General features: G+C 44.6%; 22 protein-coding genes. 4 read left to right on the top strand and 18 right to left on the bottom strand.

Annotated elements, in window-relative coordinates; all coding sequences use genetic code 11:
• Position 1: 1 nt before the first annotated feature.
• Positions 2–1,012 carry a substrate-binding domain-containing protein gene (locus ACTNEW_RS09765; RefSeq protein ID WP_441060389.1) on the bottom strand — a complete coding sequence of 337 codons (1,011 nt, stop codon included), beginning with the start codon at positions 1,010–1,012 and terminating at the stop codon, positions 2–4.
• 160 nt (positions 1,013–1,172) lie between these two features.
• On the opposite strand from ACTNEW_RS09765, the gene ACTNEW_RS09760 reads away from it, so the two are divergent.
• Genes ACTNEW_RS09760 through ACTNEW_RS09750 form a run of 3 tightly spaced genes read left to right on the top strand, consistent with a single transcriptional unit; the run spans position 1,173 to position 3,357 of the window.
• Positions 1,173–1,862 carry a YesL family protein gene (locus ACTNEW_RS09760; protein WP_441060387.1) on the top strand — a complete coding sequence of 230 codons (690 nt, stop codon included), beginning with the start codon at positions 1,173–1,175 and terminating at the stop codon, positions 1,860–1,862.
• On the top strand, positions 1,862–2,842 hold the full coding sequence (locus ACTNEW_RS09755) for a TIGR01212 family radical SAM protein (RefSeq protein ID WP_441060385.1): 981 nt from the start codon (positions 1,862–1,864) through the stop codon (positions 2,840–2,842). The genes ACTNEW_RS09760 and ACTNEW_RS09755 overlap by 1 nt, the downstream gene beginning before the upstream one ends.
• A gap of 2 nt (positions 2,843–2,844) precedes the next feature.
• Positions 2,845–3,357: a DUF4364 family protein gene (locus ACTNEW_RS09750; protein ID WP_441060383.1), complete on the top strand. Its 513-nt coding sequence runs from the start codon at positions 2,845–2,847 to the stop codon at positions 3,355–3,357.
• A 158-nt stretch (positions 3,358–3,515) separates the two neighbouring features.
• On the opposite strand, the gene ACTNEW_RS09745 is transcribed toward ACTNEW_RS09750, so the two are convergent.
• The 12 genes from ACTNEW_RS09745 to ACTNEW_RS09690 all read right to left on the bottom strand — a co-directional run bounded on the left by ACTNEW_RS09745 (position 3,516) and on the right by ACTNEW_RS09690 (position 15,088).
• Complete coding sequence (locus ACTNEW_RS09745; protein ID WP_441060381.1) at positions 3,516–4,829, bottom strand: replication-associated recombination protein A; 1,314 nt, start codon at positions 4,827–4,829, stop codon at positions 3,516–3,518.
• A gap of 259 nt (positions 4,830–5,088) precedes the next feature.
• Positions 5,089–5,805 (bottom strand): polysaccharide deacetylase family protein, encoded by a 717-nt coding sequence (locus ACTNEW_RS09740; RefSeq protein ID WP_441060379.1) that lies wholly within the window; start codon positions 5,803–5,805, stop codon positions 5,089–5,091.
• A 403-nt stretch (positions 5,806–6,208) separates the two neighbouring features.
• Positions 6,209–6,838 carry an AAA family ATPase gene (locus tag ACTNEW_RS09735; RefSeq protein WP_441060377.1) on the bottom strand — a complete coding sequence of 210 codons (630 nt, stop codon included), beginning with the start codon at positions 6,836–6,838 and terminating at the stop codon, positions 6,209–6,211.
• Positions 6,839–6,847: 9 nt separating this feature from the next.
• Positions 6,848–7,558 (bottom strand): ABC transporter ATP-binding protein, encoded by a 711-nt coding sequence (locus ACTNEW_RS09730; protein ID WP_441060375.1) that lies wholly within the window; start codon positions 7,556–7,558, stop codon positions 6,848–6,850.
• Positions 7,559–7,572: 14 nt separating this feature from the next.
• Positions 7,573–8,331, bottom strand: coding sequence for an ABC transporter ATP-binding protein (locus tag ACTNEW_RS09725; RefSeq protein ID WP_441060373.1), 759 nt, complete (start codon positions 8,329–8,331; stop codon positions 7,573–7,575).
• Between the two features lie 2 nt (positions 8,332–8,333).
• Positions 8,334–9,407: a branched-chain amino acid ABC transporter permease gene (locus ACTNEW_RS09720; protein WP_441060371.1), complete on the bottom strand. Its 1,074-nt coding sequence runs from the start codon at positions 9,405–9,407 to the stop codon at positions 8,334–8,336.
• Positions 9,408–9,417: 10 nt separating this feature from the next.
• Positions 9,418–10,302 carry a branched-chain amino acid ABC transporter permease gene (locus ACTNEW_RS09715; RefSeq protein WP_441060369.1) on the bottom strand — a complete coding sequence of 295 codons (885 nt, stop codon included), beginning with the start codon at positions 10,300–10,302 and terminating at the stop codon, positions 9,418–9,420.
• A gap of 221 nt (positions 10,303–10,523) precedes the next feature.
• A complete protein-coding gene (locus ACTNEW_RS09710) occupies positions 10,524–11,681 on the bottom strand; it encodes an ABC transporter substrate-binding protein (RefSeq protein WP_441060367.1) in 1,158 nt (385 codons plus the stop codon).
• 358 nt (positions 11,682–12,039) lie between these two features.
• Positions 12,040–12,396, bottom strand: coding sequence for a 50S ribosomal protein L20 (rplT, locus tag ACTNEW_RS09705; protein WP_441060365.1), 357 nt, complete (start codon positions 12,394–12,396; stop codon positions 12,040–12,042).
• Positions 12,397–12,431: 35 nt separating this feature from the next.
• A complete protein-coding gene (gene rpmI / locus ACTNEW_RS09700) occupies positions 12,432–12,629 on the bottom strand; it encodes a 50S ribosomal protein L35 (protein WP_019162770.1) in 198 nt (65 codons plus the stop codon).
• An 84-nt stretch (positions 12,630–12,713) separates the two neighbouring features.
• Entirely contained in the window at positions 12,714–13,208 is a 495-nt protein-coding gene (gene infC, locus ACTNEW_RS09695) for a translation initiation factor IF-3 (protein WP_441060363.1), read from the bottom strand.
• Between the two features lie 524 nt (positions 13,209–13,732).
• Positions 13,733–15,088 (bottom strand): sodium-dependent transporter, encoded by a 1,356-nt coding sequence (locus ACTNEW_RS09690; RefSeq protein ID WP_441060361.1) that lies wholly within the window; start codon positions 15,086–15,088, stop codon positions 13,733–13,735.
• Between the two features lie 212 nt (positions 15,089–15,300).
• Between ACTNEW_RS09690 and ACTNEW_RS09685 the strand changes: the two genes are divergently transcribed.
• Positions 15,301–15,624, top strand: coding sequence for a DUF1540 domain-containing protein (locus ACTNEW_RS09685; protein ID WP_441060359.1), 324 nt, complete (start codon positions 15,301–15,303; stop codon positions 15,622–15,624).
• 50 nt (positions 15,625–15,674) lie between these two features.
• Here the strand turns inward: ACTNEW_RS09685 and ACTNEW_RS09680 are convergent, their stop codons facing one another.
• From ACTNEW_RS09680 to ACTNEW_RS09660, 5 genes are all read right to left on the bottom strand, one after another.
• The gene (locus ACTNEW_RS09680) at positions 15,675–16,997 is read right to left on the bottom strand and encodes an alpha-L-fucosidase (RefSeq protein WP_441060357.1); all 1,323 of its coding nucleotides are present in this window, start codon (positions 16,995–16,997) and stop codon (positions 15,675–15,677) included.
• A gap of 197 nt (positions 16,998–17,194) precedes the next feature.
• Positions 17,195–18,697: an alpha-L-fucosidase gene (locus ACTNEW_RS09675; protein WP_441060355.1), complete on the bottom strand. Its 1,503-nt coding sequence runs from the start codon at positions 18,695–18,697 to the stop codon at positions 17,195–17,197.
• A gap of 191 nt (positions 18,698–18,888) precedes the next feature.
• A complete protein-coding gene (locus tag ACTNEW_RS09670) occupies positions 18,889–19,647 on the bottom strand; it encodes a copper homeostasis protein CutC (protein WP_441060353.1) in 759 nt (252 codons plus the stop codon).
• A 50-nt stretch (positions 19,648–19,697) separates the two neighbouring features.
• Positions 19,698–21,035: an alpha-L-fucosidase gene (locus ACTNEW_RS09665; protein ID WP_441060351.1), complete on the bottom strand. Its 1,338-nt coding sequence runs from the start codon at positions 21,033–21,035 to the stop codon at positions 19,698–19,700.
• A gap of 20 nt (positions 21,036–21,055) precedes the next feature.
• Positions 21,056–21,910: a carbohydrate ABC transporter permease gene (locus tag ACTNEW_RS09660; RefSeq protein ID WP_441060349.1), complete on the bottom strand. Its 855-nt coding sequence runs from the start codon at positions 21,908–21,910 to the stop codon at positions 21,056–21,058.
• Between the last annotated feature and the right edge of the window lie 6 nt (positions 21,911–21,916).

Raw genomic sequence — 21,916 nt, 5'->3', positions numbered from 1 at the left:
GTCAGTTCTCCTGTTTCCTGCTGCTGTCTTCGGTTATCACGTTCAGATCCACAGTATAATAGGAATTCGCTCTGCCCACTTCCCAGTACTCTGTAAGTGCTTCGATACTGTATGTTCCGATCTGCTCCACATCCATGCTGATTGTCACCGGGATCAGGCCCTTCCCGACAGCATCCATAATCGTTTTGGATGTATAATAACCGATAATTTTCACTTCTCCTACCATATTATAATCGATCATTGCCTGATAAGCACATTCTGTTGTCACTTCATCCAGACAGACCAGAATCTGCGGCGGTCCTTCCTCTGACTGGAAAATACTCCGGATTACTTCTTCCGTATCAAACTGGCTCTGAGACATGATATTTTCGGATTGTATTCTGATTCTGTGGTTCTGACCGACATTCTCCACGGCACTGTTGATCTGTGCATAAAGCTGATTCTGACCAAGCTCCTGTACCCGGTTCAGAAGCACCAGCACACTTCTGGTATCAGGATCCACCAATTTCGCCACCTCAGCCCCATATGCCTGTCCAAGCTGATAATCATTGATTCCCACAAATGACTGTCGCAGGCTCTTCGGGGCATCATTGACAATGGTCACCACCGGAATTCCCTTTTCCACCGCTTCATCGATCTTATCCTGAAGGCCTTCTTCCCCGTTGTATTCCAGAATAATTCCATCCACCTGTGCGGCAATACACATATCCATATAATCAGACTTCGAATAATTCTCCGCACTTTCGATTCCTTTCATTTCCAGAATCGCATCATGCTCAAGAGCTTTTTCTCCGGCATTTTCATAAACCGCGTTCCAGAAAGTCAGATTCCGGCTGTCTACGATCATTTCATAATGATATCTGTATTCATGGTTGACTTCTTCTGCTGTGACTCCTGCATCCTCCATGATTCTTTTGTAATAGGTGATCATGATAAAAATAAACAACGCTGCAATGAGCAGGGACAGAACCATAAGCCAAACTTCTTTATTGATCTGTTTTCTGTTTTTCATGAAAATTTCCTCCAATTTCATTATAGCAGAGATGCTTCATAACTCAAAGAAATTTTTTATAACAGAATCCATTTTCAAATTGCTTTTTTTGTGCTATTTCGCTATACTAATACTTATACGCAAATACAAATGAACGATAAAAAGAAAGGAAGTAATTATTATGGACCGTTTGTTTAATATGGACAATAAATTCTTTGTATTTATGGGCAAGATTGCCGACCTGATCATCCTCAATCTGCTTTGCCTGGTATGCTGTCTCCCTATTGTTACAGTGGGGGCTTCCATTACCGCAATGTTTTATGTCACTCTGAAGATGGTGCGAAACGAAGAATCCTACATCGTAAAGAGTTTCTTCAAGTCTTTCAAGGAAAACTTCAAACAGGCAACGATCATCAATCTGATCATGCTGGTAACTGCTCTTCTTCTGGTTCTGGATCTCCGGATTGTGAATCAGCTGGAAGGTACTGTCGGTCAGGTGCTTCATGTAATCTTCATTGCTTTCATGCTGCTGTACCTGATGATTTTCCTTTACATTTATCCGGTTTTATCCAAGTTTTATAACAGTATTCGGAATACATTTGTCAATGCATTTCTGATGTCGATCCGCCATCTTCCGTATACCATACTGATGCTGGTTATTTCCGCAATACCGATCGCCATCTGGTTCATTCCAAATACTTCGATTTTATCCACGATTCTGATGCTGTTCATCATGCTTGGTTTTGCTACGATTGCATACTGCAATTCCAATTTCTTCGTGAAAATTTTTGATAACTATATCCCGAAGGAAGAAGATGCCGATAACACAGAAAATCCTGATCTTCTGGAAAATCATGAGGAACAGGCATAATGCATCAGGCACCGGAATATCCTTATGAAAACCCTGCCGGTTCATGTCCCGTCAGATGGAACGAAAAGCCCTATCATTCTCTGGACTTCATGCTTCGCGAACGCTTCGGCGAAAAAGTGTACAAAGTGACGTTAAACGGCGGCATGACCTGTCCCAACCGGGACGGTAAAATCGGCAGACGGGGCTGCATCTTCTGCAGCGCGGGAGGCAGCGGTGATTTTGCGGCAGATGCTTCTCTATCCATTACGGAACAGATCAACAGCCAGATTGCCCTGCTCAGTGCCAAACGTCCCATTCGGAAATATATTGCTTATTTTCAGGCTTATACCAACACCTACGCCCCTGTTGACTATCTTCGGAAGATTTTTACAGAGGCTCTCCGGCATCCTTCCATCGTGGCTCTTTCCATTGGAACCCGGCCGGATTGCCTCGGTCCGGATGTTCTTGCACTTCTGGATTCCCTGAGCCGTGAGAAACCGGTATGGGTAGAACTTGGACTGCAGACCATTCACGAAAAGACTGCACAGTATATCCGCAGAGGCTATCCGCTTTCCTGTTTTGAGCAGGCAGTCAGAAACCTCCGCGCACGGCATTTGGATGTGATTGTTCACACCATTCTCGGTCTTCCCGGAGAAAACAGCCAGGACATGCTTGCAACCATGGATTATTTGAATCACATGGATATCCAGGGTATCAAACTTCAGCTGCTCCATGTGCTTGCAGGAACAGATCTGGCCGAAGAGTATGCCAGAGGAGTGTTCCAGGTACTTGACCGGGATGATTATCTTGATTTGCTGATTGACTGTCTGGAGCATCTGGATCCTTCCATTGTGATTCACCGTATGACCGGTGATGGCCCCAGTGATCTGCTGATTGCTCCGCTCTGGGCAAGCCGCAAGAGGGAAGTCCTCAATCTTGTGCATCACCGAATGAAAGAACGAGGCAGTTTTCAGGGAAAAGCGCTCCAGAAAAGGAGGTAATTATGGCAACACCATTCACAACTTACAAACTGATCGTACTTTATATGCTGCAGAATTCAGAAAAACCTCTGACTAATTCTCAGCTTTCCGAGTTTATTCTGGAAAAAGAATACACCAATTATTTTCATCTTCAGCAGTCGATTTCTGAACTGGTCGATGCCAGACTTCTGGAAATGCAAACGATTTCCAACACATCCTATTATCGCATTACAACGGAAGGCGGAAATACACTCAGTTACTTTGAAAATGATCTCTCTTCCGATATCCGCCGCGAAGTACAGGAGTATCTTCAGGAAATTCGCAGTCAGAAACCAAAACGCATTATGACCCCGGCTGACTATTACGAAACCCCTCAGGGCGGTTACGCTGTCCGTTGTCAGCTGATTGAAAAAAATACGTCTCTTCTGGATCTGAGTATTTCCGCTCCGAATAAAGAAGCCGCCAGGGAAATTGCCCGCAACTGGTCAAGAAAGAGCCAGGATGTTTATGCAGCAATCATGGAGGAACTTCTGTGAAGGGGCTATCGGGAAATAGTGATTTTTGAGTCCCTTCATAGCAAAAGGAAATCAATGGGGACGTGAGAAAGTGGCTTTAAAAATTCACTTTCTCACGTCCCCATTTGTCTGCCCCCGATCCCAATCGTCTTCGTCCCCAATGGTCCACGCCACGGTATTCACCCTTTTATTTTCTTCATATGTTCCTTCAGAGTCTTCTCGTATCCCATATCGCTCAGTTCATAAAACTTTTCTCCAAGTATCTCCGTCGGCAGATACTGCTGTTCTACATAATGATTCGGATAATTATGCGCATATTTATATCCGATGCCATGTCCAAGCTTTTCGTGTCCTCCGTAATGAGCATCCTGCAAATGTACCGGGACCGTCGTTCTGGTTTTCTTCACAGATTCCATAGCTGCAGATATCGCATTCACCGCTGTATTGCTCTTAGGAGCACAGGCCATGTATGCGGCTGCCTGAGACAGTATGATCTGTGATTCCGGCATCCCCACCCTTTCCACTGCCTGAGCAGCTGCCACTGCCACACAGAGTGCCTGAGGATCTGCATTGCCAATGTCTTCTGACGCAAGAATCATGATACGTCTTGCGATGAATTTCACATCTTCTCCCGCATACAGCATCTTCGCAAGATAATAGACCGCCGCATCCGGATCAGATCCCCGCATACTTTTGATAAACGCGGAAATAATATCGTAATGATTATCTCCCTGCTTGTCATAGCGCACTACACGCTTCTGAATGCACTCAGAAGCCACATCCAGCGTAATATGTATCTTACCGTCAGAATCTTTGGGTGTGGTAAGAATACCCAGTTCTATGGCATTCAGAGCGCTTCTGGCATCCCCTCCGGCCATATCCGCCAGAAATTCCAGAGCATCTTCCTCAATCACCGCGCCATAACTTCCCATACCCTTTTCCCTGTCATTTACCGCTCTTAAAATCAGCTCTCTGATTTCATCCTTCTCCAGTGCTTTCAGTTCAAATACAATGGATCTGGAAAGAAGAGCCCCATTCACTTCAAAATACGGATTCTCCGTAGTGGCACCGATCAGAATAATAGTACCGTCCTCCACAAACGGAAGAAGATAATCCTGCTGGCCCTTATTGAAACGGTGGATCTCATCAATGAACAGAATCGTTTTCTTTCCATACATTCCCCGATCATCCTGAGCCTGTTTTACCACAGCCTCCATATCTTTTTTGCCTGCTACCGTCGCATTGATCTGGGTAAAATTGGCGCTGGTGGTATTGGCAATTACTTTTGCCAGAGTTGTTTTGCCGGTTCCGGGCGGTCCGTAAAAAATAACGGATGTCAGTTTATCCGCTTTGATCGCCCGGTAAAGCAGTTTATCTTTCCCGACAATATGCTTCTGCCCCACCACTTCCTCAAGAGTCGCAGGCCTCAGTCTGGATGCCAGAGGCGATTCTTTCTCCATTGTCCTCGATTTTGCATATTCAAATAAATCCATATTTGTATCTCCTGTCAGAAATTCTGTCTCATGCTTACTCAGCCAGGGAATATCTTTCTCATAACAGACATAATCGTCAATCCCTGTACAGTGTTATTGTCCATGCTGGATCGTGTTTGAAAATACTCCATGCACAGCATTATTTTTCATCCTTATCTTAACATCAAACCTTTTCTATTACAAGACAGAAAGCAAGAGCGGGGGACCGATAGGGACGGGGAATACCAATGCTCCCACCCCTGCTTTCCCCCACACCCCTTCACGTCACAATCATCTCATCCACCGTCACAAATTCATATCCCTGCTTCTTCAGCATATCCACCACTTTCAGTGCCGCATCCACAGAAGTCTCATATTCATCATGCATCAGGATAATGGATCCGTCCTTCACTTCGTTCTGTACAATTTTCAAAATCGAATTCACATTTTTACTCTTCCAGTCAAGGGTATCCACATCCCAAAACACGGGCAGCATCGTTACACAGAGTTCCAGATTTTCCTGCCATGCTCCGAATGGCGGACGGATATAGGATGGATAGATTCCGGTTACCTCATAAAGTTCGTTGTTTGTCTTCTGGATTTCTTCACACGCCAGTTCCCTTGGAATTTTGTTCAGCTGTACATGATTATACGTATGATTTCCGATCAGGTGCCCCTCCTCCTGCATCTGCCTGATCAGTTCCTCATTTCCCTGGATATTTTTTCCCATAATAAAAAAGGTTGCCTGAACTCCTCTTTCTTTCAGTCCTTCCAGAAGCAGGGGCGTATATTTGGCACTTGGTCCGTCATCAAAAGTCAGTGCTACTCTCGGATGTTCCATGGATGCCTCCACCAGCCGCAGCATCCCTTCCCCGGCTATAGCGCGGGCTGCCGTCAATCTCACTTCTTTACTGCGAAAAGGTACTGACAGCACAACTGCTGCCAGGAAAATAGCCAGAATCTTTTTTCCATTGCTCATACTTTCATTACCAGTCATCTAAGATACTCTCTTACTTCCAAATATATGAAAAACAATACTTTTTTATCTCCTGAAGATGGCATTTTGTATCTCAAGACAGGCAAATCCTTTTCTATATAACTTTCATATAACTCAAGAAGGAATCCTGCTTTGCAGGATTCTCCGCCTGCGGCGGATTGCTTTAGCAATATATTTCCTCTCCGCCGCAGTGTGATCCAGCCCGGAGGGCTTTTTTAAATTAAACGGACTGTCCCGACAGCTGTTTTTTTATTTAATGGTTCTCCGGCAGGAGCTCTTTAATTTAATGGTTCTCCGACAGGATCTCTTTAATTTAATGGTTCTCCGACAGGATCTCTTTCCTGTAATAAAAATGCACCGAAAACCGCCTCCTCGGCAGATTCCGGTGCATACATGATTTCTTTTATTTTGCAGCAAGCTCATGATAAGCCTTTTCTATTTCCGCAATACATCCTTCGTATCCAAGAACTCCGGTATCCAGGTACAGATCATAGAATGACGGATCTGTCCAGTCGTGACCGGTGAAACGTTTGCAGTACTCTTTCTTGCGCTTATCATCTTTTTCCAGAAACTTTTCGATTTCTCTTGTTGTCTTGCTCAGCTTTTTTGCGGATTCCTGCATACGGAATTCCCAGGAAGCATGAACAAACACGCGGAGAACATTCGGATAATGGTCTTTATCCAGGATAAAATTACCGCAGCGGCCAATGATCACACAGGATTCTTTTGCAGCAAGCTCCTTGATCGTTTTTGCCTGATAGGTAAACAGATTCTCATCAGATGTAAAATCCTTACTCTGAGGAGGAATCAGTTCTCCCGTATAAACACCGCTCTTTCCGAAAATTGGCGGTCTGACACTGGAATACTCGTCTACACGGCCAAACAGTCTCTCATGAATTCCGCTGTCTTCTGAAGCCAGCCGAATAATATCCTTGTCATAATAGTGGATTCCCAGTTTTTTGGAAAGCATTCCGCCGATGGTCCGTCCGCCGCTTCCATATTCACGCGCAATGGTAATGACAACATTCTCCATATTTGCCTCCTATTCTCCCAGATATGCTTTCTGGACAGATTCGTCATGCAGAAGATCTTCTGCTTTACCGGACAGAGAAATTTTGCCGGTTTCCAGAACATAAGCTCTATCTGCAATGGTCAGAGCTTTCTTTGCATTCTGTTCTACCAGAAGAACTGTGGTACCGCTTTCGCTGACTTTTTGAATAATATCAAAAATCTCATTTACGAAAATCGGTGACAGACCCATAGAAGGCTCATCCATAACAATGATTCTCGGCTTACTCATAAGAGCACGGCCCATGGCAAGCATCTGCTGCTCGCCGCCGGATAATGTACCGGCTCTCTGATTCTTACGTTCCTCAAGGCGCGGAAAACGCTTGTAAACATTCGCCAGACTTTCTGCAATCTCATTTTTATCTTTGCGGGTATAGGCACCCATAATCAGATTTTCATAAACACTCAGCTGAGAAAAAACTCTTCGTCCTTCCGGCACATGAGCAATTCCCATCTGCACGATCTTGTGGGCAGGCATTCTGGTAATGTCTTTTCCCTCAAAAGTAATGGTACCCTGTTTCGCCGGAATCAGTCCGGTAAGTGTGTGCAGCGTCGTTGTTTTTCCGGCACCGTTGGCACCGATCAGAGCGATAACCTCACCCTGGTTGACTTCAAAGGAAATCCCCTTCAATGCCTGAATCACGCCGTAATACACGTGTAAATCTTTTACCTCTAACATTGCCATAGTTCCGATTCCTCCTATTCACCCAGATATGCAGTTACTACTGCCGGATCTTTCAGTACCTCAGCAGTCTTGCCCTGTGTCAGAACCTGACCGAAGTTCAGAACAGTCAGTTCCTCACAGATTCCGCCTACCAGTTTCATATCATGCTCAATCAGAAGAATCGTCATGTCAAAATGATCTCTCACAAAACGGATGGTGTCCATCAGCTCCTGAGTCTCATTAGGGTTCATGCCTGCTGCCGGCTCATCCAGAAGCAGCAGCTTCGGATCCGTTGCAAGCGCTCTGGCAATTTCCAGTTTACGCTGCTTGCCATAAGGAAGATTTCCTGCCAGATATTCTGCTTCTTTGTCCAGATCAAATACTTTCAGGATTTCCATGGCACGCTCATCCATCTCTTTTTCCACCTTATAATATTTCGGAAGTCTCAGGATTCCTGTAAGAGTAGAATAGGGATGATGGTTATGAAGACCGACTTTTACATTGTCGAGAACCGGCATATCCTTAAACAGGCGGATATTCTGGAAGGTTCTGGCAATTCCGGCCTTGTTGATCTCAATCGTACTTTTGCCTGTGATGTCTTCTCCATCCAGGCGGATAATTCCTTCTGTAGGTTTGTAAACACCCGTCAGAAGGTTAAAAACAGTTGTCTTACCGGCGCCGTTCGGTCCGATCAGTCCATAAAGCTGTCCTTTTTCGATAGTGATATTAAAATTATCAACTGCACGAAGGCCGCCGAACGAAATAGACAATGTATTTACATCAAGTATTGCCATAATTAAGCTGCCTCCTTCTTTGGTCTTGTTCCTTTGATTTTTTCAACAATACGGCTTCTCCAGTTACGAGCAGCAGGTGCCCAGTTAAAGAGCATCATTGCAATCAGGACAATTGCATAAATCAGCATACGATACGTGGAGAATCCGCGGAGCAGTTCCGGAAGTGCATACAGAATAATCGTTGCGATAATGGAACCGCGCAGGTTACCGATGCCGCCAAGAACCACATATACAAGAATCATAATGGACAGGTTGTAGTCAAAAATAGAAACCTTCAGCATCGAAAGGTTATGTGCATACAGCACACCTGCAACCCCGGCCAGTGCTGCGGAAACAGTAAACGCCAGAAGCTTGTAGGACGTAATATTGATTCCCACAGATTCTGCCGCAATACGGTTATCACGAGTGGACATAATCGCACGTCCGCTTCTGGAATGTACCAGATTCTGTACCACAAACAGTGTGATCAGAACCAGGATGATACCGATCAGGAATAGATACGGCTTAATATCTTTGTAAAGGGTAGAGGTACCGGAAATACCAAGCGCACCTTTCATGATCTGTTTGCCGCCGGCTTCCAGATTCAGTCCGGCAGAACTGGTTGCCACATGGATACCATTCTCATCAACACCCACATATAACACGTTGATCAGGTTCTTGATAATCTCACCGAATGCCAGTGTTACAATCGCAAGATAGTCACCGCGGAGTCTCAGAACAGGAATACCGATGAGAATACCGAATACACCTGCCACGGCAGCACCGATGAGAATTGCCAGGATCAGTCTTGGAACAGAAGGAAGGGCATCTCCTACCACATTGGAAAACAATGCACTGGAATAGGCCCCCACACACATAAAGCCTGCATGACCCAGACTCAGTTCACCGGAAAAACCAACCACCAGGTTCAGAGAAACAGCTGCAATCGTATAAACGCAGAGAGGAACCAGAAGTCCCTTCAGAAGGTTTGACAGATTTCCTGTTGAGGAAAGAGTCTGTACCACTGCAAAGATTACGACCACCATTGCATATGTAATAAAATTATTCTTTGATGTTTTGTTCATATTTTTCTTCATATCGGCCACCTTACACTTTCTCCTGGATGTTCTTGCCGAACAATCCTGCAGGTTTTACAAGAAGCACGATAATCAGTACCGCAAATACAATTGCATCCGCTACCTGGGATGAAATGTAAGCTCGTCCAAAAATCTCAATCACACCCAGAAGGATTCCGCCGACCATAGCTCCCGGAATGGAACCGATTCCTCCAAATACCGCTGCCACGAACGCCTTGATACCAGGCATCGCACCTGTGTACGGTGTTAATGTAGGGTAAGCGGAACATAACAGAAGACCTGCAATTGCAGCCAGACCGGAACCAATGGCAAATGTCAGTGAAATCGTAGCATTTACGTTGACTCCCATCAGCTGGGCCGCATCTCTGTCCTCGGCAACAGCCTGCATGGCACGTCCCGGTTTTGTTTTATTAACAAAAAACGTAAGTCCCAGCATGATTACAATACATGCCAGAATCGTCACGATCGTGATTCCTTTAATCGTCAGTCTTCCATCAAACAATGTCAGAGTAGGAACGTTGATGACAGTTACAAAGCTCTTCGCATCTGCTCCGAAGATCAGCAGAGCCAGATTCTGAAGCAGATAACTGACACCAATCGCCGTGATCAGCACTGCAAGGTTGGAAGATGCTTTTCGAAGCGGGCGGTAAGCAACCATCTCGATTACCACGCCAAGAACTGTACATACGATAATACCCAGGATGACAGATACTACCGGAGAAAGACCGGCCTTCGTAATTGCAGTAAGAATTACAAACGCACCGACCATAATAATATCTCCATGAGCAAAATTCAGCATCTTCGCAATACCGTATACCATGGTATATCCCAATGCGATAATTGCGTAAACACTGCCCAGGCTTATCCCATCTTTTAAATAAGATATAAAACTCATAGTGCACCTCATAAAATGAATTTATCGTTACGGTTACCGCCCGAAGGGCTTTTCTCATTCTATATCACAGGAAAATACAGATATTTTCCCGTGATATCTTTATTATATCATAGGAAAATGCAAAGCACTTTCCTATGATATAATAAAAGGACGGTTCCTTTTTCACAGGTAACCGTCCCTCCGTTTCTTAAACGGCAATCCCCCGCGTATTCAGGGAAATATTAGTCCATCATCTCGTAAGCGCCATCTTTGATTACAACAGCCTTAGGAGCCTTATCACATTCGCCGTCTTCTGTCCATTTAGCTGTTCCGGTAAGACCGTCAAGCTCGATGTTCAGCATGGAAGCGGAAAGTGCTGCGCTGATGTCTTCATTGGACATATCCGGTGTGATACCAGCGTCTTCTGCAGCTAATTTGATTGCATAAATTACGTCATAAGCATCTGCTGCAAACTGGTTCGGAATTTCGCCGTTGTTAGCATCTTTGTATGCTGTTACAAAGTTTACAGTTGCTTCATCTTCAGCTGTTGCAGAGAATGGTGTCAGAAGCATAACGCCTTCTGCAAGAGAAGTATCAAAGTTCTCTACGCCAAGGATACCGTCCATACCATCAACACCGAATACAGTGATGTCAAGACCTGCATCAGCTGCCTGCTGAAGAATCAGAGCATTGTCAGAGTAGTAGTTTGGCAGGAACAGAAGTTCTGCACCGCTCTCTTTGATCTTGGAAAGCTGTACGGAGAAGTCTGTGTTGCTGTCTGTGGTGTAAGCTTCATCAGCAACAACTTCCAGACCGAATTCTGCTGCGCCTTCGATAAAGGAATCATGTACACCTACATTGTAGTCTGCTGCGGAATCATAAAGAGTTGCAACCTTGGTAGCAAGTCCGTTCTCGGAAATGTACTGTGCGGATTTCGTTCCCTGTGCAGGGTCTGTGAAGCACATACGGAACTCATTGGAACCTGCTGTGATACAATCTACAGCACTTCCGGATGGTGTGAACAGGAATGTACTTTCAGCTGCTTCAGCACCTACTGCGATACATGCACCGGATGTAACAGTTCCGCAAAGCATCTGCATACCTTTGTCCAGAAGGTCATTGTATGCATTCAGAGCTTTCTCCGGGTCACCCTGGTCATCGCCTGCATCCAGAATCTCTATCTGATATCCGTTCATTCCGCCGGCTGCGTTGATCTCATCTGCTGCAATCTTAGCTGCGTTATAAACACCAAGACCATACTGTGCATAGTCACCTGTCATTGGTCCGATTACGCCGATCTTAAATGTCTCATCTTCTGCAAATACAGATACAGGAGCTACTGCTGTTACAGCCATAGCAACGGCTGCTGTTACACTGAGTGCTTTTTTCAAATTTCTCATAATACTTTCTCCTCCTATTTTGTAGAGTATCAGAAGAACCCATTTCCGTTCTGAGCCGATAGTAAAGTCAAAAAGCCAACTGGGTTCCCAGCCGGCTTTGGCTTCCTCTGATTTATTATCAATGTACAAATTATAGCACCATGTAATTTTGAATGCAAGTGCGAATTTACAAAAAATTTATAATTTTAAAGAAATAAAGCAGCAAAATCTCTATTCTCCGCAGTGTGATCCCGCCCGGAGGGCTTTTTTATATTACTATTACAGAAAAATGCGGAGCACTTTCCTGTAATATAAAAAACTCCCCCGGCAGGAAAAATCCCGCGGGAGAGTGTACAATCCGGTATTCTAAAAACTCAGATTAAGCGATTGCTTTCTTAGCGATCTCAGCAAGTGCTACGAAGCCTTCTGCATCGTTTACTGCAAGGTCTGCAAGCATCTTTCTGTTGATGTCGATGTTTGCAACTTTCAGACCATGCATCATTTTGCTGTAGGAAAGTCCGTTCATTCTTGCAGCAGCGTTGATACGTGCGATCCAGAGCTGTCTGAACTGACGTTTTTTCTGTTTTCTGCCTGCGTATGCGCTGGTAAGTGCTCTCATTACAGACTGTTTTGCTACTCTATACTGTTTGGAACGGGCTCCTCTGTAGCCTTTTGCCAGTTTTAATGTACGGTTATGTTTTTTCTTTGCGTTTAAGCCGCCTTTAATTCTTGCCATTTCTTATTTTCCTCCTGTTCGTCTTCTTCTCTATCTTATAAATATGGTAATGCTTTCTTCATGCTCTTAACATTTGTAGAATCAACAACAGTAGATTTTCTCAGATTTCTCTTTCTCTTCTGAGATTTCTTGGTTAAGATATGGCTCTTGTAAGCTTTATTTCTTACTAATTTACCGGTTCCTGTCTTTTTGAAACGCTTAGCTGCTGCTCTACATGTTTTAATTTTTGGCATTGTTATTTCCTCCTTAATCTTCGTATCTTTATTTAGCTGTCTGTCCTGACGTACTTTCATACAATCCGGACTGCTGACAGCCTTTTAACGTTTTTCCGTTAAAAACATAGTCATGCTTCTGCCTTCTACCTTCGGAGCTTTCTCCACAGTAGCAACATCCTTCAGAAGCTCTGCAAAATCGTCCAGCACATGTTTGCTGCTTGCCATATGTGCCATCTCTCTTCCACGGAAACGCAGGGTAACCTTTACTCTGTCGCCCTTGGAAAGGAATTTCCTTGCCGCGTTTACCTTGGTATTCAGGTCGTTGGTATCAATATTCGGAGAAAGACGCACTTCTTTGACTTCGATGGTCTTCTGTTTTTTCTTCGCTTCTTTTTCTTTACGTGCGAGTTCGTAGCGGTATTTACCGTAATCGATAATCTTACATACCGGCGGCTTCGCCTGCGGGGCAATCTTTACCAGGTCAAGTCCTGCCTCCTGAGCCTTCGCCATCGCTTCACGCGCAGACATGATTCCAAGCTGAGCTCCGTCTGCTCCTATTAAGCGTACCTCTTTGTCTCTGATCTGTTCGTTAATCATTAAATTGCTAATTGTAGTGCACCTCCATACCTGATAAATGATAAACCAATGACATCCCGTCACCCTCTGAAACGCTGGAAAAAGCAATGCTTTCCAGATGAAACATGAAAAAAAGTGCGGACACAAATCCACACTCTCCTATACTCACATGCACGCAGTATCAGCCTGCGTAACTGTGCAATATAAACCCGAGTCGCTTCATACATGCGCTGAGGTGAGAGTGGAACTCTGCTTTGTTTTCTTCACGTACTTAGATACTATAACACGAACTTCGGGATAAAGCAAGTGTTTTTTATATATTTTTCTTTCCTATAATTTGCAAAAAAAGAACCCTGCTCTGCAGGATTCTCTGCCTGCGACAGATTGCTTTCGTAATATAATTCCTCTCTGCCGCAGAGGAATCCTGCCCGGAGGGCACACTTCGCAAAATATTTCAATGAACAGCAGCACGACAACTGCTCAGCATTCCGCATGAGCAGTTATCCGTTTAACAACTTTGGACTGCCATCCCTGTTTCTCCAGTCTTACACAACTATGATTCCCATTGTCTCCATAATTGCGAAGAGCAGAATTGCCACCAGGAATAATGGTGCAATATACTTAATCATTACGGAATAAAACTTCTTAATCCCAAAAGCTCCGTTGATTTCCACTTCTTCAATGATCGCCTTCGGTTTTATGATAAATCCAACAAAGGCACAGGTCAGAATAGCAACGATCGGCATCAGAACGCTGTTGCTTACAAAGTCGAAGAAATCCAGAAGGCTCATACCCAACGGTGCAATAAAGCTCCATACACCAAATCCCAGAGATACCGGAATTCCAAGAGCAAAAAGGTAAATCAGAAGCACAACACAGGACTTTTTCCGCGTCCAGCCCAGCTTATCCATAACCATGGATACCAGCGTCTCTACCAGAGAAATGGAAGATGTCAGAGCTGCAAACAGAACCAGCAGGAAAAATACCGCCCCGATCACGGTTCCGAACTTCATGCTGTCAAATACTTTCGGCAGGGTAATGAACATCAGGCTCGGGCCTTTGCCAAGTGCCTCTTCGCTTCCGCCGGAAAAAGCAAACACTGCAGGAATAATCATCAGACCTGCCATAAAAGCAATGCCGGTATCAAAAATCTCAATCTGCCGTACAGATTTCTCCAGGCTGGCGTCCTTTTTCATATAAGATCCATAAGTGATCATAATTCCCATGGCCAGAGACATGGAATAAAAGAGCTGCCCCATCGCTGCCAAAACTGTCGTTGCACTGAATCTGCTGAAATCCGGTTTCAGATAATAAATCAGACCATCCACAGCCCCCGGCTGCATCAGGCTAAACACGGAAATCACCACCGTCATAATGATCAGCAGCGGCATCATCAGACGACTGGCCTTTTCCACGCCCTTCTCAACGCCAAACATAACGATCACTACCGTTGCTGCTGCGTAAATCATAAAGAAAATCACCGGTGCGGCCGGCTGTGTAATGAATCCGGTAAAAAACTCATCCGATGCTGCCGCTGATACCTGATTGGTAATAAATACGGTAAAATACTTCAGCACCCAACCGCCGATCACGCAGTAATACGGCGTAATAATAAACGGAACCAGACACGCAAGATAACCAATAAATCCCCATTTCCGGTTCAGCTTTTCAAATGCTCCGACTGCGCTCAGATGCGTCTTTCTTCCGATAGCAATCTCTGTCACCATCATTGCAAATCCAAATGTCACTGCAAGTATCAGATATACCAGCAGAAAAATTCCTCCTCCATGCTTGGCCGCAAGGTACGGAAACCTCCATAAATTCCCCAATCCAACAGCAGATCCGGCGGCTGCCAGAACGAATCCCAGCTTGTTCGTAAAGCTGTCTCTCTGTTTCTCCATAATCCTTCTCCCTTCCATATCATTCCTCATTGATTTTATGTTTTCACACTTTACCCATTATATCATTAATTCTTATGTGCGTAAACCGCTGGGGACGGAGTTTTCTGGCCTTTTGTCGAAAAAGCAACGGCACAACGGCATATTTTTCTTTTTTTTCGGGCATACTACGGACAGCTGTAAAAAGGCTACATTAAAAAAGGAGGAACATGAACATGACCATTTTAACCTGTTCTGCAACTACCTGCGTGTACAACGAAAACCAGCTTTGTTCCAGAGGCGAGATTGAAGTCACAGGCGAGCAGGCACACAAACCAGACGAAACCAGCTGCGGCAGCTTTCGTGACCGCAATGCAGGCTCAGCCATGAACATCACCCACGAGCACTGCGGATGTGAAAAAATCCAGATCGACTGCAAAGCCCATGAGTGTACCTATAATGAACACTGCAAATGTACGGCGGCTGCCATTGATATCGACGGACCTCATGCCAATATCAGCAGCGAAACCAAATGCGGGACTTTCTCCTGTAAATACTGACAGGAAAAGGGCGGTGATGACCGCCCTTTTCTCATTATTTATTCTGTCTGCTATTTTGCAGATGTCATACCTACGGTATAGAAATCCTCTCGGTAATTCTTAATTCTTACTTTCAGGCCATCCGGGCACGCTTCTGTCTCCATCTCTACCGCTTTTTCAAACGGACGAAGTTCTCCGCGATATCCTTTGATCACAAATTCATTTTCGCCTTCTTTTAATCCTACAGCAAACACATTCAGATTTCCATCTTTCTGGGTGTAATGCAGTTCCACACCATTTTCCAGAATTTCTGATTCACGATCGCTGCAGCGTGTTCCGTAGATTCCCTCGCCGTTTACATTCAGCCATGCGCCAAGAATCTTCAGTCTCTTCACCTGTTCTTCCGGAATCGTTCCATCTGCTTTTGGTCCGATATTCAGAAGAAGGTTTCCGTTGTTGGCAACTGTGGCTACCAGAAGTGCAATAAGATCCGGAACAGAAATCAGTTTGTCATCTCCCTCATTTGCATTATATCCAAAGGAAAGACCCATGCCGCGGCACATTTCCCATTTATTGGTGCGGTCCACTTTTCCTGATTTGTATTCTTTTGTAAGGAAGTCATGATAGCGGTCATTAAAGCGGTCGTTCACAACGCCCTCTTCCACTTTATTGTAATAGTGGGCCAGGAAATACGGCATTGCTTCCTCACTCTGCTTCGGCCATCCGATATCATTCCAGAATACACTCGGCTCATAATTGTCCACCAGTTCCATCATCTGGTTATAGGAATAATCTGCATAAGCAAATGTCGGACTTGCCGTACCAAACAGGTCATCATCTTCATAGATCGGATCATTGGCAAACTGCCAGTCGATCAGCCCGGAATAGTAAAGTCCCATACGCAGACCTGCATCGCGGACTGCTTTTGTCAACTCACCTGTGATATCCTTCTTCGGTCCCATTTTCACGCAGTTAAAATCCGTATATTTGCTTGGATACAGACAGAAACCGTCATGATGTTTGGTGGTCAGAACCACGTACTGTGCTCCGGCTTCTTTGAAAAGCTCCGCCCACTGTGCAGGGTTCCAGTTTTCTGCCTTCCACATTGGGATAAAATCTTCATATTTGAAATCTTTGCCATAGGTTTCGATATGATGCTCATATGTCGGCCCTTTCCCGATATTCAGCGAATTATAATACCATTCTGCGTACGGGTTATCGGCAAACCATTCCTTGGAATCCACCTCACCCAGTTCCCATGTATGGGGAGCAAATGCAGGCACCGAATAAATTCCCCAGTGAATAAAAATACCAAATTTGCAGTCATCATACCATTTGGGAACCTCATGCTGATTTACAGATTCCCAATTTCCTGTATATCTTTTTTTACTCATATCGCGCATCTTCTCCTGTTCAAAATCATATATTCTCATCTGCCGGCAGTATCCAAAAGCAGCAAAATTTCCCTGCGGCAATGCTTTATACCAGCATCTTTCCTGTCATTCCTCTGCGAATGCTCTATTGCTGACATTCATCTACAGATATTTCTCTCCCGGCTTTTCTCAATCGCCGTTTTTTATAACGAAAGCCATCATTCCACAGTAATCTTCAGTACAGCCGGCATATCTCCGAAATCAAAACTTTTTCCACATCCGATATCCAGTGCTTCATTGCGGAAGTAGCTGGGATGCAGACCTGTCCCCAGAAGTTCAATATCGCGGATCGTGGTCTTCAGAAGTTCCTGATGTTTACCCATGCAGCGGATATGGATTTCCCCATCTTCCGGCCATTTCAGAACAATGGCATAAATATAATTGCTTCTGCAGGTAAAACGGAAATCTTCACTGGTGAAATTCTTCTGATAGGTATCCGTAAAGCTTCCTTCCGGCACAACCGTAGGACCTTCCCCAAAGATTTTCCATGGTTTGGTATTGTAGATCGCTTCTCCGTTCACTTTCAGCCATTTGCCGATTTCCCGGAGAATATGGGCATCTTCCTCAGGAATGGTTCCGTCTGCTTTTGGTCCCACATTCAGGAGCAGTGCACCGTTCTTGCTGACTACATCCACAAGATCCATGACCACATCAGACGGTTTTTTGTAATCATTTCCTTCGGTATAACCCCAGGAATTCTTGGCAACAGAAGTATCATTCTGCCAGAAATCCGGTGTGATATGATCCAGCTGACCTCTCTCCAGATCTCTCACTGCACTTCCTTTTACATAGGCATCAAATTTTGCATCAATGGCAACCTCTTCGCCCCATTCAGCAGCTCTGTTATAATAATAAGCCGCAAATTTACGCAGATATGGTTTCCATTTATACTCCTGGATCCACCAGTCAAAGAAAATCAGTTTTGGACGATATTTATCCACGATCTCACAGGTGCGAACCAGCCAGTCCTGCATAAATTCTTCTGTCGGAGGATTATCATAAAGGTCGTCATGATTTCTCATAATTCCTGCTGCCGGCCAGTACAGGGAGTCTTTTGCAGAATCCTCGTCTGATCTGTCATGTTCCAGAGAACCCATTTCCTCGTATACATCCGATTCCGGAATCAGACGTCCTCCGTTAAAGAACCAGAAATGCTCCGCACGATGGGAAGAAGCGCCAAGTACCATACCATTCTTTTCCACTTCCGTCTTCAGTTCTCCCAGTACATCCCGCTTCGGTCCCATTTCTGCTGCATTCCAGTGACTCAGTTCACTGGCATACATCTGAAATCCGTCATGATGCTCTGCAACCGGAACCACAAATTTTGCTCCGGCTTCCTCAAACAGATCCGCCCATTCCTTCGGATCAAATTTCTCCGCTTTAAACATCGGAATAAAATCTTTATATCCAAATTCATTCAATGGTCCGTATTTTTCCAGATGATGATGATTTTCTTTGGAACCCTGCTGGTATACCTTGCGCGGATACCACTCATCCCCGAACGCCGGAACACTGTAAACACCCCAGTGAATAAAAATACCAAATTTGCCTTTTTCATACCATTTCGGAGTAGGATGTTCACAAAGAGAATCCCAGGTATTCTCGTAAGGTCCTGCTTTGATCACTTCATCAATCTGGGAAAGATATTTTTCTCTGTCCATTTTTATAGACACCCCCTCAATTACTACCATTAAACTTTTCTATTATCTACAGTTTTTCGTCACTTCCATTTTTTGCTTTTATGAAAATCTTCATATGAAAATACTGCCGCACCAATGATTTCACTCATTTATACGGCAGTATTTTAAAAGGCTCAACAATCCTTTAACTATGACATTCGAAAATTCATTTCTCACATACACTGATCCAGAACCCTGCGTGCTTCCCGGATTTTCACGCAATCCGTGGAGCGGATTTCATATTCGCTGAATCCCGGAAGGCCCATGCTGACTCCTTCTTTCCGATACGTCATAAGACTATCGTACACCCTGCTTCCAGACATGTGGTAAGCACAGATACCCGTTTTCTCATACACCTCACGGATTATTCCTGCTTCCACACCGGAGCCTGCCTGAATAATGATTCTTCCTGCGGCTTTTTGCTGCAGTTCCCTCAGAAGTTCTGTTCCATCCACGCATCGGTCTTTCTGCCCCGAAGTCAGTATAATGGATACGCCAAGCTTCACTGCTTCCTCCAGAGTTTTCTCCGGATCTCTGCACATATCGAAGCAGCGGTGCAGTGTGATCTTCATTCCCCCTGCACAGGCAAGCAATTCTGCCATTTTTTCTGTATCCAGACTTCCGTCAGATTTCAAAATACCCAGAACGATTCCTTCTGCTCCCAGATTACGAAATTCTTCAATCTGGTCTTTCATAATCTCCAGTTCGCTCTCCGTATAGCAAAAATCACCGAATCGAGGCCTGATCATGACATGCATCGGGATGTCTGTGCGTCTTCTGATCGCACGAAACAGTGCGGGCGAAGGTGTTGTCCCTCCAATGATCAGGTCTGCACATAATTCCAGTCTGTCTGCGCCTCCCTCAACGGCAGCAAGTGCAGATTCCACACTTTCCACGCAGACTTCCAAAGTCATTTTCCGTTTCGTTTCCATAGCGCATTCCTCATCCACAATCATCCGTACACTGTCAGAAGTGCCGATGATCACTCTTTCATTTCTACTTCCAGTACATAATCCACAGAATCCGGAAGCACTGGATCCGGTCCCAGATCTACGAATGCAATATCCGGATAATCGCTGTGCATCCATGCAGTGGAAAGCGGAATTTCATGTCCGTCATCCAGAGCACGAACCTTCACGATCTTATCCTTATCGAAACCGATCAATGGAAGCGGTCCAAGTGTATTCTCATAAATATGTACATAATATTTATTGCCGTTTCTTGTTACACGGCCGTAATCCGGTTTCGGAATATTTTCTGCCGGTGAACATCCGTAGATACTGTCATGATTCTTATCCATCCAGCGTCCGATCTCAGCCAGAATCGCAGAGGATTCCTTCGGGAATTTTCCTTTTGCATCCGGACCTACATTCAGAATCATGTTTCCGCCCTTGGAAACACACTCTACCAGCTTCTTGATCAGCATGGAAGCAGGTTTATAATAGTGGTCATTTGCACAGTATCCCCAGTTATTATTCATGGTAAAGCAAGCTTCCCATACCATCGGGTTGCCTTCCACATCACAGATTCCTTCCGGCGGAATGATCTGTTCCGGACTTACAAAGTCGCCGTGGAACGGCTTCGGATTACATTCATACAGGGAACCACGTCCTTCACCGCTTGCTTCCAGACGGTTGTCAATAATGATACCCGGCTGCAGGCTGCGCACCATGCTAACCAGATCTGTTGCGCCCCATTTTTCTCCTCTCATATCATCATAGGAGAAGTCGAACCAGATAATATCAATTTTACCATAATTGGTGCAGATTTCTTCTACTTGATTATACAGATATTCTACATAACGGGAGAAATCACGGTTTTCATTGCCGCATTCCGGATGGTTTCTCATCGGATGATTTTTGTCCTGGTAATGCGGATAATCCGGATGATGCCAGTCAAGGAGTGTAAAGTAAATTCCCACCTTCAGACCTTCTGCGCGAAGAGCCTCTACATATTCTTTGATCAGGTCTCTTCCGGCAGGTGTATTGGTTACCTTGTAATCGGTATATTTGCTGTCAAACAGACAGAAACCGTCATGATGCTTTGCTGTCAGCACGACATATTTCATACCTGCTGCTTTTGCTTCCTTTGCCCACTGTTTCGGGTCATAATCTCTGGCATCGAATTCTTTCATAAACGGAAGGTACTCTTCCTCCGGAATTTCCTCAACGCTGCGAACCCATTCACCTCTTGCAGGGATGGAATACAGTCCCCAGTGGATAAACATTCCAAAACGTGCGTCCTGATACCATTCCATACGTTTATTATATTCTTCTCTGTTAAACTCATATTTCTGATATTTATCTCTATCCTGATACATATTTGTTTCCTCCTGTAAAATCATCCTTTGATTGCGCCCGACAGCATACCTTTTTCAATCTGTTTATGGAAAATGATATAAATCAATACCATCGGGATTACTGACATAACAACGAATGCGAACTGATTTCCAATCTCCTGAGAATGGGTGGAGGAGAAATTCAGCATAGCACGAGATACGGTAAAGTATTTGGTATCTGTCATCATGATCATGGAGAATACCAGCTCACTGTATCCTGCGATGAAGATGAAGATTGCCTCTGTAGCAACGATTGGTTTGCAGACAGGGAAAAGAATTCTCCAGAGCAGTGACCAGTTGCTGCAGCCGTCTATGATCGCCGCCTCATCAAGGTTCCGCGAAATTCCATCCATAAATCCCGTATAAAGGAAGATTGCCTGCGACATATTAAATGCCACATAAATGCAGATCAGGAAGAGCAGATTGTTCTTCGCATTCAGTGCGGTTGCAAGATTATTGATCGGAATCAGCGTACAATGTACAGGAACCATAACGCCGATCATGAAAAAGATATAGACAAATTTCAGGAATTTGTAATCTTTTCTTGACAGAATGTAAGCTGCCATCATACCTACCACTGTATTTGCCACAGTTGTAAGAGTTGCAACGATCAGAGAATTGGTAATGGTTCTCAGTGCATCTGCTGTCTTATTTGCATTAATATAGTTCTCAATCAGGAACTCGTTCGGCCAGCTCATCAGATTCAGATAGATTTCCGCCTTTGATTTGAAAGACGCCAGAATCGTAACTGCTACCGGAAACAATGTCATAAATGTCCAGAAAATCGCGATGACATAGAGAGCCACCTCGCCCGGACGTACTTTGTGTTTATTCTTTTTTCCAATTGTCTCTGCCATGATGAT

Source organism: Blautia sp. HCP3S3_G3 (assembly GCF_052063365.1).
Taxonomy (GTDB): Bacteria; Bacillota; Clostridia; order Lachnospirales; family Lachnospiraceae; genus Blautia_A.
Note: the sequence above shows the minus strand (reverse complement) of the source record. Positions and strands in the feature narration are given on the sequence as shown.